The 13,024-nt window shown below is 66.9% G+C and carries 15 protein-coding genes and 4 tRNA genes; 10 read left to right on the plus strand and 9 right to left on the minus strand.

Annotated features, from left to right (window positions below; translation table 11 throughout):
- Nucleotides 1-197: 197 nt before the first annotated feature.
- On the minus strand, nucleotides 198-344 hold the full coding sequence (locus tag MRBLWO13_RS14240) for a hypothetical protein (protein ID WP_341974674.1): 147 nt from the start codon (nucleotides 342-344) through the stop codon (nucleotides 198-200).
- Between the two features lie 27 nt (nucleotides 345-371).
- A complete protein-coding gene (locus tag MRBLWO13_RS14245; RefSeq protein WP_341974675.1) occupies nucleotides 372-539 on the minus strand; it encodes a hypothetical protein in 168 nt (55 codons plus the stop codon).
- Between the two features lie 152 nt (nucleotides 540-691).
- Here MRBLWO13_RS14245 and MRBLWO13_RS14250 point away from each other — a divergent pair, with 152 nt between their 5' ends.
- A complete protein-coding gene (locus MRBLWO13_RS14250; protein WP_341974676.1) occupies nucleotides 692-817 on the plus strand; it encodes a hypothetical protein in 126 nt (41 codons plus the stop codon).
- Nucleotides 818-923: 106 nt separating this feature from the next.
- On the opposite strand, the gene MRBLWO13_RS14255 is transcribed toward MRBLWO13_RS14250, so the two are convergent.
- Nucleotides 924-999 (minus strand) — tRNA-Val (locus MRBLWO13_RS14255).
- Between the two features lie 151 nt (nucleotides 1,000-1,150).
- On the opposite strand from MRBLWO13_RS14255, the gene MRBLWO13_RS14260 reads away from it, so the two are divergent.
- From MRBLWO13_RS14260 to MRBLWO13_RS14270, 3 genes are all read left to right on the plus strand, one after another.
- Nucleotides 1,151-1,222 (plus strand) — tRNA-Gly (locus MRBLWO13_RS14260).
- A 53-nt stretch (nucleotides 1,223-1,275) separates the two neighbouring features.
- Nucleotides 1,276-1,346, plus strand: a tRNA-Cys gene (locus MRBLWO13_RS14265).
- Nucleotides 1,347-1,373: 27 nt separating this feature from the next.
- A tRNA-Val gene (locus MRBLWO13_RS14270) sits at nucleotides 1,374-1,445 on the plus strand.
- Nucleotides 1,446-1,507: 62 nt separating this feature from the next.
- On the opposite strand, the gene MRBLWO13_RS14275 is transcribed toward MRBLWO13_RS14270, so the two are convergent.
- The 3 genes from MRBLWO13_RS14275 to MRBLWO13_RS14285 are packed head-to-tail and all read right to left on the minus strand — an operon-like array spanning nucleotide 1,508 to nucleotide 3,506.
- Nucleotides 1,508-1,690, minus strand: coding sequence for a hypothetical protein (locus MRBLWO13_RS14275; RefSeq protein WP_341974677.1), 183 nt, complete (start codon nucleotides 1,688-1,690; stop codon nucleotides 1,508-1,510).
- Nucleotides 1,691-1,734: 44 nt separating this feature from the next.
- Entirely contained in the window at nucleotides 1,735-3,084 is a 1,350-nt protein-coding gene (locus tag MRBLWO13_RS14280) for a deoxyribodipyrimidine photo-lyase (protein WP_341974678.1), read from the minus strand.
- Nucleotides 3,081-3,506 carry a hypothetical protein gene (locus tag MRBLWO13_RS14285; RefSeq protein WP_341974679.1) on the minus strand — a complete coding sequence of 142 codons (426 nt, stop codon included), beginning with the start codon at nucleotides 3,504-3,506 and terminating at the stop codon, nucleotides 3,081-3,083. Before MRBLWO13_RS14285 ends, MRBLWO13_RS14280 begins: the two co-directional genes overlap by 4 nt.
- Before the next feature lie 124 nt (nucleotides 3,507-3,630).
- Here MRBLWO13_RS14285 and MRBLWO13_RS14290 point away from each other — a divergent pair, with 124 nt between their 5' ends.
- From MRBLWO13_RS14290 to MRBLWO13_RS14305, 4 genes are all read left to right on the plus strand, one after another.
- Nucleotides 3,631-4,320, plus strand: a complete 690-nt coding sequence (locus MRBLWO13_RS14290; protein WP_341974680.1) for an alpha/beta hydrolase — start codon at nucleotides 3,631-3,633, stop codon at nucleotides 4,318-4,320.
- A 118-nt stretch (nucleotides 4,321-4,438) separates the two neighbouring features.
- Nucleotides 4,439-5,203 (plus strand): DUF2807 domain-containing protein, encoded by a 765-nt coding sequence (locus MRBLWO13_RS14295; RefSeq protein ID WP_341974681.1) that lies wholly within the window; start codon nucleotides 4,439-4,441, stop codon nucleotides 5,201-5,203.
- 136 nt (nucleotides 5,204-5,339) lie between these two features.
- On the plus strand, nucleotides 5,340-7,265 hold the full coding sequence (gene thrS, locus MRBLWO13_RS14300; protein ID WP_341978418.1) for a threonine--tRNA ligase: 1,926 nt from the start codon (nucleotides 5,340-5,342) through the stop codon (nucleotides 7,263-7,265).
- Complete coding sequence (locus MRBLWO13_RS14305) at nucleotides 7,262-7,810, plus strand: HIT domain-containing protein (protein WP_341974683.1); 549 nt, start codon at nucleotides 7,262-7,264, stop codon at nucleotides 7,808-7,810. The genes thrS and MRBLWO13_RS14305 overlap by 4 nt, the downstream gene beginning before the upstream one ends.
- Before the next feature lie 2 nt (nucleotides 7,811-7,812).
- Here MRBLWO13_RS14305 and pdxY read toward each other — a convergent pair whose 3' ends face one another.
- Together pdxY and MRBLWO13_RS14315 are read right to left on the minus strand one after the other, a co-directional pair.
- Complete coding sequence (gene pdxY / locus MRBLWO13_RS14310; protein WP_341974684.1) at nucleotides 7,813-8,664, minus strand: pyridoxal kinase PdxY; 852 nt, start codon at nucleotides 8,662-8,664, stop codon at nucleotides 7,813-7,815.
- Between the two features lie 35 nt (nucleotides 8,665-8,699).
- Nucleotides 8,700-10,007 (minus strand): aminotransferase class I/II-fold pyridoxal phosphate-dependent enzyme, encoded by a 1,308-nt coding sequence (locus tag MRBLWO13_RS14315; protein ID WP_341974685.1) that lies wholly within the window; start codon nucleotides 10,005-10,007, stop codon nucleotides 8,700-8,702.
- A gap of 94 nt (nucleotides 10,008-10,101) precedes the next feature.
- On the opposite strand from MRBLWO13_RS14315, the gene pdxS reads away from it, so the two are divergent.
- Both pdxS and pdxT read left to right on the plus strand, forming a co-directional pair.
- Complete coding sequence (gene pdxS / locus MRBLWO13_RS14320) at nucleotides 10,102-10,998, plus strand: pyridoxal 5'-phosphate synthase lyase subunit PdxS (protein WP_341974686.1); 897 nt, start codon at nucleotides 10,102-10,104, stop codon at nucleotides 10,996-10,998.
- The gene (pdxT, locus tag MRBLWO13_RS14325; protein ID WP_341974687.1) at nucleotides 10,988-11,605 is read left to right on the plus strand and encodes a pyridoxal 5'-phosphate synthase glutaminase subunit PdxT; all 618 of its coding nucleotides are present in this window, start codon (nucleotides 10,988-10,990) and stop codon (nucleotides 11,603-11,605) included. The genes pdxS and pdxT overlap by 11 nt, the downstream gene beginning before the upstream one ends.
- On the opposite strand, the gene MRBLWO13_RS14330 is transcribed toward pdxT, so the two are convergent.
- Nucleotides 11,602-12,966 (minus strand): aminotransferase class V-fold PLP-dependent enzyme, encoded by a 1,365-nt coding sequence (locus MRBLWO13_RS14330; protein WP_341974689.1) that lies wholly within the window; start codon nucleotides 12,964-12,966, stop codon nucleotides 11,602-11,604. The two genes, pdxT and MRBLWO13_RS14330, sit on opposite strands and share 4 nt — an antisense overlap.
- Nucleotides 12,967-13,024 lie beyond the last annotated feature (58 nt).

The following is a 13,024-nucleotide window of genomic DNA, read 5'->3' on the forward strand; positions in this document are numbered from 1 at the left end:
GTCCCCGATACGACTTCGGTCTCATCCGCCCTGGATATGTGGTCCATCGAACTCGGGCGGGAGCACCACGGCATCGAGCTCGGCCAGGTAGTCCTCGAGGTGCCCGCAACCTCCGCACCGAAACCCGGCCGGGTCGTCGCGCATCACCGTCCCGCAGTGAGGGCAGCGGGGTTGGGCGCCTTCGAGGAGGACCATTGCTACTCGCAGCATCCAGCGAACGTCAGCGCTTCGTCGATGTACCCCATGAGGTCGGCATTTCCGTCGCCCGTGCGATCGCGCTGGTCGTCATCCTGAGTGTCGGCAACGTCGAACATGTCTTGGAGCGCGGTGCAGTCCTTCTCCACGGTCTCCTCGTCAACGATGCGCTGATACTAGGAGCTGTAGTTCTTCCAGTCCACTTCGGTGCGCGAGGGCGTAGAGACCTCTGACGTAGGCGCCGACGTCGATGCGGCGGCGCTTGGCGCGCGGGTGGATGGGAAGCATCCGGTGAGTCCCACGGCCATCAGGAGGGCGATGGTGCCCGCTGCTGCTCTACGCATGCGCTCATCGTATTCACGCGTTGTGGCGGCAATGTCGGTGGCGGCGGAGAGGATGCAATTGACTCGACGTGCACCTGAACGAGAGAGGAGATCCGCATGAAGCGCAAGGATGGCCGTGAGCTGGGACCGAGCACCCGGCGACGGGGATGGACATGATCGACCACATTCCGGCCGGCGAACTCGTACTCCCGGAGGACGCCATCGCGTGCCGCATGGGGGAGAGGATCGGCTTCTCGGCGGGGCCGGACGAAGACCCTTCGTCGGACGACTTCGACTAAGGGGGAGCGTGACCGAGAATCCGCAGTCTGCTCCACGTTTGCCCCACGCGGCGCAGAGAGAACGACGAAGCCCCATCAGGATTTAGTTCCTGATGGGGCTTCTTTTTGGTGGGCGATACCGGACTCGAACCGATGACCTCTTCCGTGTGAAGGAAGCGCGCTACCAACTGCGCCAATCGCCCATGACCCAGGGGGTCGACAACCGATATTACCTGACTCGAACTCGTCTCGCTGACCACTCTGGGAGACACGCGCGAGATACGCGGCCGGTTTGGCCATGCGGCGATCTTCGGCTAATGTTTCATAAGTGCCCGGGACAACCGGGAACGAAATGCGGATGTAGCGCAGTGGTAGCGCATCACCTTGCCAAGGTGAGGGTCGCGAGTTCGAATCTCGTCATCCGCTCGAGTGCAGTGAGTTTCTCTTGGAGACTCGAAGCACGTGGGGTCAATCCACACGGTGGCGTGGCCGAGCGGCTAGGCACCGGCCTGCAAAGCCGTTTACACGGGTTCGAATCCCGTCGCCACCTCGTCGCAAAAATGAATAGCCCAAACGGGCGCGATTGGCGCAGCGGTAGCGCGCTTCCCTGACACGGAAGAGGTCACTGGTTCGATCCCAGTATCGCGCACAGACAAAACCCCCGGTTTTCCGGGGGTTTTTGCGTTTCCGGCGAGAGACCACCTTCGAGTCCTAGCGGTTCGCGCGGCGCGCCCGATGAGATGCGATGAGACCCGAGATCACCGCGCCGATCAACGAGTTGATGGCGAACACAAGGCCGAATGCGAGGCCAAACACCGCGACCACTGCGCCGGCGGCCAGGCCGAGCCAGAACGGCACGGCGATGAACGCGAAGAGAAACGACCCGTTGTCCATGCGCCCAGAGTAAACCCGCGACTGAACGATGCACGCCGCGCCGGTCACCCGCTGTCGCGCGCCACCCGTTTCACGACGTCGTAGGCGTCGAGCGCCGCATTTCGCGTCTCGCGCAGATCCACGATCGCCTCAGCGCCGGAGTCCGGAGCCCATCGGGAGACATACAGGCCCTGGGCGTCGAACTTCTTGGCCTGCAGCTCGGGGTTGAAGATGCGGAAGTACGGTGCGGCATCCGCGCCGGAACCGGCCACCCACTGCCAATTGAACGGGTTGTTCGCGCCATCGGCGTCGACCAAGGTGTCCCAGAACCACTCTTCGCCGCGTCGCCAATCGACGAGAAGGTTCTTCACGAGGAACGACGCGGTGACCATGCGCACGCGGTTGTGCATGTAGCCGGTGCGCCAGAGCTCTCTCATTCCGGCGTCGACGAGGGGGGCGCCGGTGCGACCGCGCTGCCAGGACTCCAGATGCGCCTGGTCGAGGCGCGGCCACGGAAACGCATCGAACTCCCGACGCAGATTCTCCGTGGCAAGGCCCGGGAAGTGGTACAGCGTGTGCCAGGCGAACTCACGCCACCCGAGCTCCGACAGGAAGCCTCCAGCCCCGTCGACGGCGGTCGCCTCATGCCAGACCGTGAAGGGGCTCAGCTCGCCCCACCTCAGCCGTGGGGACAGCAGCGATGTCGCACCTGCCGACGGCTCGTCCCGAGCGCGGTCGTACGCGGGGAGGTCCTCCTCGAGGAACTCGCGAAGTCGTCGTCGAGCGGCTGGCTCGCCGGGCTCCCACGTCTCCCGAAGCCCTTCTGCCCAGTCGGGTCGTGCGGGCAGCAGGTCCCAGTCGTCAAGCGCGTCGGATGACGCATCCGATCGCCGTCCGCCGATCTCGCGCGGCTCCGCAAGGGGCATACGGGGCGTCGGCAGGGCGAGGCACGCGCGCCAGAAGGGGGTGAACACCGAATAGTGCGTCCCGCCGCCGGTCGTCACGGTCCACGGCTCGTGGAGCAGGGAGGCGGCGAACGACGCGACCTCGATCCCATCCGCCCGTAGCGACGACTTCAGGTGCGCATCGACGGCACGTTCGGCGCCCCCGTAGCGTCGGTTCCAGAACACCGCAGCGGCGCCGACGTCGCTCACGACTTCACGCAGGATGCGGTCTGCCGGTCCCCGACGCAGGATCAGCTGTGCGCCGCGTTCGCGCAGCCGCTCCGCGAGGGATGCGAGCGAGTGATGAAGCCACCATCGCGCGGCGCCGCCCAGCGGCCGCATTCCCGGCGACTGCTCGTCGAGGACGTAGAGCGCCACGACAGGCTCGCCGCGCTCGATCGCTGCGTGCAGCGCGGGGTTGTCGGTGATCCGCAGATCATCGCGGAACCAGACGAGCGACGGGGAGGTCACCGCGGACTCCTCATCCGGCGACGCCTCGCGGTCGAGGTCGTCTGTTCGCCGGTGGCCCAGAGGGCCCAGAGCACGAGCAGCGGCTGCAGGAACAGCCGGCCGAGTCGCTTGGCATCGGTGTCGAGCCCGGGCGTTGAGCGCTGGGTGCGCCACTGATGGACGTTGCCGGGGAACACGGCCACGAAGAAGGCGGCGGTCGCCCATCCGATTCGTCGTCGTTCCTTCGGCAGAGCGAGCAGGCCAGCGGCCAGTGCGACCTCCGCGGCACCCGAGGCGATGACGATCGCATCCTTGTCGAGCCGAGACATCCGCGTCGCCCAGTCGGGCACGACGACGCGGAACCCGCGAGTGGAGACGAAATGCCCGATCCCGTTCGCTCCCAGCGCGATCGCCAGCGCCCATCGTGCGATTGCTCTGCTCATCTCTTCACGCTACATGTGACACCTGGAGCCACTCCTTCACTTCATGAGCGGTGTTGCCTAGCATCGTCACAACGGAGCGAAGTTCGCCGCGCATCAGCGGGGCGAACATCGAGGAGGCTGCATCATGACGACATTCCTGCTCATTCACGGGGGAGGCGACACCGGGTGGGCATGGCATCGCGTGCAAGCCGCTCTCGAGGCACGAGGGCACCGGGTCTTCGCCCCTGACCTGCCGGGCGACGATGACGCGCTGACGCTGGATGACTACGCCGAGGCAGCCGTCGCCGACATCGAAGAAGGAACGAGCCTGGTTGTCGTGGGGCACTCGTTCGGAGGCTTCACCGCTCCGCTGGTGGCCGCACTGCGCCCGGTGGAGCAGATCGTCTTCCTCGCGGGCATGGTGCCGCGGCCCGGCGAATCGCCGGAGGAGTGGTGGGGGAACACCGGCTCCGCCGAGGCGGTGACCGCGCAAGCCGCCGTCGATGGCGGGCTCACGGGCAACAGCGATCCGTTCATCAGCTTCTATCACGACGTTCCTCGTGTGCTTGCCGAAGAGGCGATGTCGCGCGAGCGGGCGCATCCTTCGGTGGCGGCCATGTCGACGCCGTGGCCACGGGATGCGCTACCGGACCTGCCGACGGCCTTTCTCCTCTGTCGCGATGACCGGTTCTTCCCTGCCGCTTTCATGGGTCGCATGGTGCGGGACCGATTGGGTATCGAGCCGGAGGAGATTCCTGGAAGCCATTGCGCTCCGCTGAGCAACCCTGAAGACGTGGCCGACGCACTGGAGCGGGTATCGGAACGACGAGAGTAGGCGTCGGAGTTCCCGGCGGGCATCGTCGCTGCGCAGTCGCCCCCATACCCGGGTAGGACGGAGATTTGATACCCGCGTAGCTGTCGAGGCATCGGAGCGCGAGCCTAGGCTGACGCCCATGCGATCACGTCTTCTCGTCCTCTCTGCTGCCGCCCTTCTCATCGGTTCGGCGCTCACCGGATGCACGTCGTTCGGCGCAGGCCCCAGAGTCACCGAGAGCCTGACGATCGACGATGTGTCCGCTGTCGAGCTGGATACGGGCGGCAGCCTTCACATCACGCTGGGGAACGCACCATCGCTGACGGTGACTGCCGGAGCGAAGGTGATCGATCTGCTCACCGCGGAAGTGTCCGCCGGTGTGCTGCGCCTCGGCACGCACGGGGAGTTCTTCGAGTACCTCGGCGAGATCCGTTACGACCTCACCGTGACCTCGCTGACCTCACTCTCCGTGCTGGGCTCGGGCGACGCCACGGCCGACTTCGCCGGGGCATCCGACCCGATCATCCTCGTCAAAGGATCAGGGAGCGTCGATGCCACCGGAATCGACGGACAGACTGCCTCGCTCACCGTCGACGGTTCGGGTTCGATAACCGCGGATGCGGCGGTCAGAGCACTCACCGCGCGGATCGACGGCTCCGGCGGCATCAGCATCAACGGCAGCACCACGGATCAGATCGTCGAGATCCGCGGGTCAGGCGGTTACGAGGCCCTCGAGCTGCAGAGCGCCAATACGCGGATCGTCACGCGCGGCGCCGGCGATGCCGAGCTCCTCGTCTCCGACACGCTCGACGTGATCATCGACGGGAGCGGCGACGTCGAGTACTCCGGCGATCCGCGCGTGACGAAGAGCATCTCCGGCTCGGGCGACCTCGTGCAGCGCTGAGGCGGGTTCGCGAGGCGAGCCGGCACCGCGCGGGCGAGTAACCTGGAGATGACCCTCTAGATGGAGATTCTCTGTGCCTGAAGATGCCCAGCCGAAAGACGGCTTCGCCCTGTTCTCTGATCGATCCGTCGTCGCCATGCGCGTCAACGGCACTCTCAAGGACCTCGCGACGACACTGACCGACGGCGACGAAGTCGAGCCGGTCACGATCGACAGCCCAGACGGACTGAACATCCTCCGTCACTCGGCGGCGCACGTGCTCGCGCAGGCGGTGCAGCGGATCAACCCGCAGGCGAATCTCGGCATCGGCCCGCCCATCACCGACGGCTTCTACTACGACTTCGGCGTCGAGCATCCGTTCACCCCGGAAGATCTCAAGGCCGTCACCAAGGAGATGCAGCGCATCGTCCGCGAGGGACAGCGGTTCGTCCGTCGCGTCGTCACGGACGACGAGGCCCGCGCGGAACTCGCCGATGAGCCCTTCAAGCTCGAGTTGATCGGACTCAAGGGCGGTAAGGAAGCGGCAGAAGGCGCCTCCGTCGAGGTCGGCGAGGGCGAACTCACGATCTACGACAACACCACCCGCGATGGCGAGGTCGTCTGGAAGGATCTCTGCCGCGGCCCGCACCTGCCGAACACCCGCATGATCGGCAACGGTTGGGACCTCACCCGCATCGCCGCCGCCTACTGGCGCGGCAGCGAGAAGAACCCGCAGCTGCAGCGCATCTACGGCACGGCCTGGCCGTCGAAGGACGAGCTGCGCGCCTACCAGCACCGGCTGGAGGAGGCCGCCAAGCGCGATCACCGTCGCCTGGGCAAGGAACTCGACCTGTTCTCCTTCCCCGAGGAGATCGGTTCCGGCCTGAGCGTCTGGCATCCGCGTGGCGGCATGATCCGCGGCGAGATGGAGCAGCACGCACGGAAGCGCCACATCGAGGGCGGCTACACCTACGTCTACACGCCGCACATCTCGAAGGAAGACCTCTTCCTGACCTCGAACCACCTCGTCACGTACAAGGAGGGCATGTTCCCGCCGATCGTCATGGACGAGGAACGCGACGAGAACGGTGAGATCACCAAGCAGGGCCAGGACTACTACCTGAAGCCGATGAACTGCCCGATGCACATCCTGATCTACAAGGAGCGCGCGCGCAGCTACCGTGACCTGCCCCTGCGTTTCGCGGAGAACGGCACCGTCTACCGCAACGAGCTCTCCGGGGCGCTGCACGGTCTGACCCGCGTGCGCGGTTTCACCCAGGACGACTCGCACCTCTTCGTCACCCCGGATCAGCTGGAGGACGAGGTCGCCAAGGTTCTCGAGTTCATCCTCTCGATGCTGCGCGACTTCGGCCTCACCGATTTCGAGCTCGAGCTGTCCATGAAGGACGACGAGAAGTCGAAGTGGATCGGCTCCGACGAGTTCTGGGAGAGCTCGACGGATGCACTGCGACGCGTCGCCGTGGCATCCGGGCTGAAGCTGACAGAAGTTCCCGGTGAGGCCGCCTTCTACGGCCCGAAGATCGACCTGAAGACGCGCGACGCCATCGGTCGTGTGTGGCAGCTCTCGACGGTTCAGGTCGACCCGAACCTGCCGGAGCGCTTCGACCTCGAGTTCATGGACAAGGACGGGCAGAGGAAGCGCCCGATCATGATCCACCGTGCGCTGTTCGGCTCGATCGAGCGATTCTTCGCCATCCTGCTCGAGCACTACGCCGGTGACTTCCCGGTGTGGCTCTCGCCGCTGCAGGTGGTCGGCATCCCGATCGCAGACGACTACGCCGACTACCTCGGCGAGGTCATCGATACCCTGCGATCCCACGGCGTCCGTGCGGAACTCGACGTCTCCGACGACCGGATGCAGAAGAAGATCCGCACGCACACCACCGGCAAGGTCCCGCTGCTGCTGATCGCGGGGGAGCAGGACCGGAACGCGGGGACCGTCTCGTTCCGCTACCGTGACGGCACCCAGGAGAACGGCGTGCCCATCGCGGACGCCGTGGCTCGCATCCGTGCCGCCATCGACGCGCACACGCTCGTGCAGACAGTAGGGGATCTGGCGTGACAGATACGCCGGAGCAGCCGCTGGAGGCGTCCGGGCACCTCGCCGGTGTCCCGGACGAGTTCCAGCGGCTGTGGACCCCGCACCGGATGGCGTACATCCAGGCGGGGCCCGAGCCGTTGCGCGAGGAGTGCCCGTTCTGCGAGGCCCCGAAGCACGACGATGTCGACCGGCTCATCGTGGCCCGCGGAGAGACGGCGTACGTGCTGCTGAACCTCTTCCCGTACAACTCAGGTCATCTGCTGGTGTGCCCGTACCGGCACATCGCGACGTACGACCAGGCCACGGCGGAAGAGGTCGCCGAGATTGGCGCGCTGACGCAGACGGCGATGCGGGTCCTCCGCGAGGTCTCGCGTTGCGATGGATTCAACCTCGGCATGAATCAGGGCGCGGTCGCCGGCGCCGGAGTCGACGGTCATCTGCACCAGCACGTGGTGCCGCGGTGGACATCCGATGCCAATTTCTTCCCGATCATCGCGAAGACCAAGGCGCTGCCCCAGCTGCTCGGCGAAGTGCGGCACGCGGTGGCTGCGGCCTGGCCGCAGTAGCCTCAGCGCACCTGGCGGGCGGTGAACTGCATCTGCGGGTTCGCGTAGAACTCCTGCGCTTCGATGAGCTGGAGTTCCCGTTCGCCGGATTCGAGGGTCGCCTTGAGCAGATCGTAGACGCTGGATGCCGTGCGCTCAAGCGCTGTCTGGGCACTGCCGGTCTGCACGTAGTGCGCTGTGAACAGCGCTGCGGTGACGTCACCTGACCCATTCGCCTTCATCGGCAGATGCGGTGTCTGCACGATCCAGGCGCCCTCATCGTCGACCGCGAGCATCTCGATGGTGCCCTCTTCTCGATCGGGACGCTCGACGCTCGTCACGAGGACGGTCCGCGGCCCCATCGCCCGCGCGACGTCCACCGAGGCAAGGGTGGATTCGAGCGTGTCCGGCTCGGTGCCGGTGAGGAAGCCGAGTTCGAACTGGTTCGGCGTGATGATGTCGGCGACCGGCACGACGCGCTCACGGAGCAGAACGGGGATCGCCGGTGCCACGAAGCACCCCGACTTCGCGTTCCCCATCACCGGATCGCACGCGTAGACGGCCTTCGGATTCGCGGACTTCACGCGAGACACGGCGTCGATGATCACGTCTCCGATGCCCTCGCCGCCCTGATACCCGGAAAGCACCGCATCGATCTCGCCGAAGACGCCGCGCTCCTCGATGCCGGTGATGACCTCACGAACGTCATCCGGCGCGATCAGAGGACCCCGCCAGGCGCCGTAGCCGGTGTGGTTCGAGAAGTTCACCGTGTAGACCGGCAGCACCTCCACGCCGATGCGCTGCAGCGGGAAGACCGCGGCCGAGTTGCCGACGTGGCCGTAGGCGACGGCCGACTGGATGGAGAGGATCTTCATCCTTCGATCCTGCCATCAGACGGTGCCGGATGACGTCAGCGGATCGCCGCTGCCAGATCGGACACGAGCGTGGCCGTGTCGTCGTCCGACAGGTCATGCACGGTCAGACGAATATGGTGAGACGGTTCTGCCCGGTCGTCGAGAGCGAAGTCGTCGCCGGTGCGCACCAGCCACCCACGGCGCATCAGCCGTTCCGACACGAGCCGGGCCGGCTGGGGAAGCTCCACCCAGAGACTCAGCCCGTCCGTCGACGGGACGCGGAGGCCGAGCTCACGCAGCCGCGCCGCGAATGCTTCGTTGCGCTCGGCGTAGTGGCGTCCGGCAACGGCGATGCGGGCCATCACCTCCGGATCGGTCACCTGAGCCAGAGTCAGCCGCTGCAGCAGATGACTCACCCACGTGGTGCCGGGGCTCAGCCGCATGGCCAGCCGTTCGGCCGTCTCGGGGTCGGTCGCGGCGACGGCGAGGCACATGTCGGGGCCGAGGAACTTCGATACCGACCGCACCAGTGCATATCGACGGTGACCGGGGCCGATCAAGGATTCATGCGGGCGCTGCGACAGCATCGAGAAATGATCGTCCTCGATGATCAGGACGTAGGGGTGATCCGCCAGCACGGCGCGCAGGTCGGCCGCACGCTGCGCGGACATGCTCGCCCCGGTCGGATTCTGCGCGCGTGGCGTGCAGATCACCGCACGGATTCCGGCATCCAGTGCCGCGCGCAGACCGTCGACCGTCATCCCCTCATCGTCCACCGGCACGGCGATCGCCCGGTAGCCGCCGAGGCGCACGGTGTGGATGCTGGCCAGGAAGCAGGGATCCTCCAGTGCCACGGCGTCGTCGCGCATCAACGCCTGCGCGAGAAGTCGTTCGACGGCATCCACCGCCCCGCTGGTGATCGTGATGCGGAAGTCGGACTCGCCGAGGTCGGACGCCACCCAGTTCCGCGCCCACGTCTCGAGCGCGCCGTCGATGACCGGTTCACCGTAGAGCACGGGGCGGCCGGTGACGGTGGCCAGGGCGGGGGAGGGATCGGGGATGAGCCGGGCATCCGGGTTGCCGGTGCCGACATCGCGCAGCACGTTGTCCGCGGCGTAGCCCTCCTGGGCGACGGCGTCGACGCCGGCGATCACGGTGCCTGCGCGTCCGCGCGAGATGACCAGCCCGGCTTGCGCCAGCTGTCGATACGCGGCGACGGCGGTGTTGCGATTGACTCCGAGCGTGGCGGCGAGCTCCCGAACCGGCGGCAGCGGGCTCCCCGGACGCAGCGCCCCGCGCTCCCTGAGCCCGCGCACGCTGGCGGCGATATCGGCCGCAGTCGAGCCTGTGATCTCGTGGTTCATGTCACCCCTCGTCATCCGATTCTAGATTGTCCGGACCGGTGCTATCTTTTGACATAGATCAAACACCATCATTGGTTCACCCGAGAGGACCGCAATGACTGACACTGCCCCCACCACCGGTTCCGCACGCGTGAAGCGCGGCCTTGCAGAGATGCTCAAGGGCGGCGTCATCATGGACGTCGTCACCGCGGATCAGGCCAAGATCGCCGAGGATGCCGGCGCTGTCGCCGTCATGGCCCTCGAGCGTGTGCCCGCAGACATCCGCGCCCAGGGCGGCGTCTCGCGGATGAGCGACCCCGACATGATCGACAGCATCATCGCCTCGGTCTCCATCCCGGTGATGGCCAAGGCCCGCATCGGACACTTCGTCGAGGCGCAGGTGCTGCAGGAGCTCGGTGTCGACTACATCGACGAGTCCGAGGTGCTGTCGCCGGCCGACTACGTCAACCACATCGACAAGTTCGGCTTCACCGTGCCTTTCGTCTGCGGTGCCACCAACCTGGGCGAGGCGCTGCGTCGCATCAACGAGGGCGCGGCGATGATCCGTTCGAAGGGCGAGGCCGGCACCGGTGACGTCTCCGAGGCCACGAAGCACATCCGCAAGATCAAGAGCGAGATCAACGTGCTCCGCTCGATGACGAAGGACGAACTGTTCGTCGCGGCCAAGGAACTGCAGGCGCCGTACGAGCTCGTCGCCGAGATCGCCGAGACCGGCAAGCTCCCCGTCGTCCTGTTCGTCGCCGGCGGAGTCGCCACCCCGGCGGATGCCGCGATGATGATGCAGCTGGGCGCGGACGGCGTGTTCGTCGGTTCCGGCATCTTCAAGTCGGGTAACCCCGCGGAGCGGGCGAAGGCGATCGTCAAGGCCACGACGTTCTTCGACGACGCCAAGATCGTCGCCGAGGTCTCCCGTGGACTCGGTGAGGCGATGGTCGGCATCAACGTGACCGATCTCCCGGCGCCGCACCGCCTGTCCGAGCGTGGCTGGTGACCCGCTGAGCGCGTCGAAAGGCCTGAGGGCCGGCGTTCTGGCATTGCAGGGTGACGTGCGCGAGCACGCCACCCTGCTCACCCGGCTCGGTGCCGAGGTGCGTCTGGTTCGCCGACCCGAAGAACTCGCGCTCGTCGACGGCCTCGTGATCCCCGGCGGGGAATCGAGCGTCATCGACAAGCTCTCCCGGATCTTCGGGATGCAGGAGCCGATCCGCGCTGCGATCGCGGAGGGGATGCCGATGCTCGGCACCTGCGCCGGGCTCATCATGCTCGCCGATCGACTCGTCGACGCGATCGACGGTCAGGAATCCTTCGGGGGACTGGACGTCACCGTGCGCCGGAACGCGTTCGGGCGGCAGACGGAGTCGTTCGAGGCTCAGCTCGACGTTCCTGCGCTGGGCGCGGAGCCGGTGCGAGCCGCGTTCATCCGGGGTCCGGTCGTCGAAGCCGTCGGCGACGCCGCCTCGGTTCTGGCGAGTCTCGACGACGGCCGGGTGGTCGCGGTCGAACAGGGAAACCTGCTCGGCATCAGCTTTCACCCGGAGATCACCGGCGAGACCCGTTTCCATGAGCGGTTCCTCGCACGCGTTCGCGCGGCCGCCTAGTCCGTCACGAGCCTGCGGATCGCGGCGACGGTGCGATCGACGTCCTCTGCGGTGGTCACCCACGATGACATCGAGCAGCGCAGCGCCGCGCGTCCGCGCCATTCCGCACCGGTGACGACCGCCGTGCCGTCGCGGAGAATCGCCGCGCCCAGATCACGGGTCGCCTCATCCGATCCGAGGCCGAACATCACCTGCGTGTAGTCGACGTCGTTGCGCACCTCCACGCCCTCGATGGCCGCGAGGCCGGCGGCCATCGACACGGCGTTGGCGTGCAGCCTTTCGATGAGCTCTGCGATTCCCGTGCGACCGAGGCTGCGCATCGCCGCCCAGGCGGGTACCCCGCGGGCGCGGCGCGAGAGCTCCGGCGTGACGTCCCACGGATCCAACCCGGAGTAGATCAGGTAGTCGCCGCCGGTACGGAACGCGGCGATCGAGTGGGCCGGATCGCGGACGATCGCCATGCCGCAGTCATAGGGGACGTTGAGCGTCTTGTGCGCATCCGTCGCCCAGGAGTCCGCCTGTTCGATACCGGCAGTCAGCGATCGAAGAGACGGGGATGCCGCTGCCCAGAGCCCGAAAGCGCCGTCGACGTGCACCCATGCGCCATGGTCCCGCGCGATCGGGATCAGGGTCGCGAAGTCATCGAACGCGCCGGTGTGCACCTCGCCCGCCTGCAGGCAGACGATCAGCGGACCCTCGCCGCCGTGGAGCATCCGCTCCAGCGCATCCGCCCGCATTCGGCCTTGGGCGTCGGAATCGACGACGATCATCTCGGCGCGTCCGATCCCGAGGAAGCGTGCCGCGCGGTCCACCGAGCCATGTCGATGGGCCCCGACGACGAAGCGCAACGGTGGGGCGGAGCGCAGACCGTCCTCGGCGAGGTCCCACCCTGCGCGACGCAGGACTTCGTTGCGCGCAGCCGCGAGGCCGGTGAAGTTGGCCACCTGTCCGCCGGTCACGAACCCGACGCTGGCCGATTCCGGAAGTCCGAAGAGAGCGAGCATCCACTGTCCGGCGACGCGCTCCATCGCGACGGTCGCCGGCGTCAGCGTGGACGAGCCGGAATTCTGATCCCACGCCGACACGAGCCAGTCGGCCGCAAGAGCAGCCGGAAGGGTCGATCCGATCACGAAACCGAAGAAGCGCCCACCGGGAATCGCGACCAGTCCCGGGTCGGCGCGTCGAGCGATCTCCTCGATCACCGCAGCAGGGTCGGCGCCCTGCGCTGCCAAGGGGCCGCCGAACGCCTCCAGCATGTCGTCGAGGCTCGCGCGCGGCCAGACGGGCCTGTCATCGAGCGTGCGGAAGAACTCCGTCGCGCGATCGTGGGCGGCATCGAGAGCACGCTCTCGTTCATCCATGGGCGCAAGTCTTCCACCGGGCGAACGGCCCGACAAGACCGATCCATGCGAGGCGGGC

The organism is Microbacterium sp. LWO13-1.2 (genome assembly GCF_038397725.1).
In the GTDB taxonomy this organism is placed as follows: domain Bacteria; phylum Actinomycetota; class Actinomycetes; order Actinomycetales; family Microbacteriaceae; genus Microbacterium.

Excerpts from the sequence above, each read along its gene's own strand:
- MRBLWO13_RS14245 (WP_341974675.1), bottom strand. The coding sequence starts at position 539 with ATGCGTAGAGCAGCAGCGGGCACCATCGCCCTCCTGATGGCCGTGGGA.
- MRBLWO13_RS14250 (WP_341974676.1), top strand. The coding sequence starts at position 692 with ATGATCGACCACATTCCGGCCGGCGAACTCGTACTCCCGGAGGACGCC.
- MRBLWO13_RS14275 (WP_341974677.1), bottom strand. The coding sequence starts at position 1,690 with ATGGACAACGGGTCGTTTCTCTTCGCGTTCATCGCCGTGCCGTTCTGG.
- MRBLWO13_RS14285 (WP_341974679.1), bottom strand. The coding sequence starts at position 3,506 with ATGAGCAGAGCAATCGCACGATGGGCGCTGGCGATCGCGCTGGGAGCG.
- MRBLWO13_RS14290 (WP_341974680.1), top strand. The coding sequence starts at position 3,631 with ATGACGACATTCCTGCTCATTCACGGGGGAGGCGACACCGGGTGGGCA.
- MRBLWO13_RS14295 (WP_341974681.1), top strand. The coding sequence starts at position 4,439 with ATGCGATCACGTCTTCTCGTCCTCTCTGCTGCCGCCCTTCTCATCGGT.
- thrS (WP_341978418.1), top strand. The coding sequence starts at position 5,340 with ATGCGCGTCAACGGCACTCTCAAGGACCTCGCGACGACACTGACCGAC.
- pdxY (WP_341974684.1), bottom strand. The coding sequence starts at position 8,664 with ATGAAGATCCTCTCCATCCAGTCGGCCGTCGCCTACGGCCACGTCGGC.
- MRBLWO13_RS14315 (WP_341974685.1), bottom strand. The coding sequence starts at position 10,007 with ATGAACCACGAGATCACAGGCTCGACTGCGGCCGATATCGCCGCCAGC.
- pdxS (WP_341974686.1), top strand. The coding sequence starts at position 10,102 with ATGACTGACACTGCCCCCACCACCGGTTCCGCACGCGTGAAGCGCGGC.
- MRBLWO13_RS14330 (WP_341974689.1), bottom strand. The coding sequence starts at position 12,966 with ATGGATGAACGAGAGCGTGCTCTCGATGCCGCCCACGATCGCGCGACG.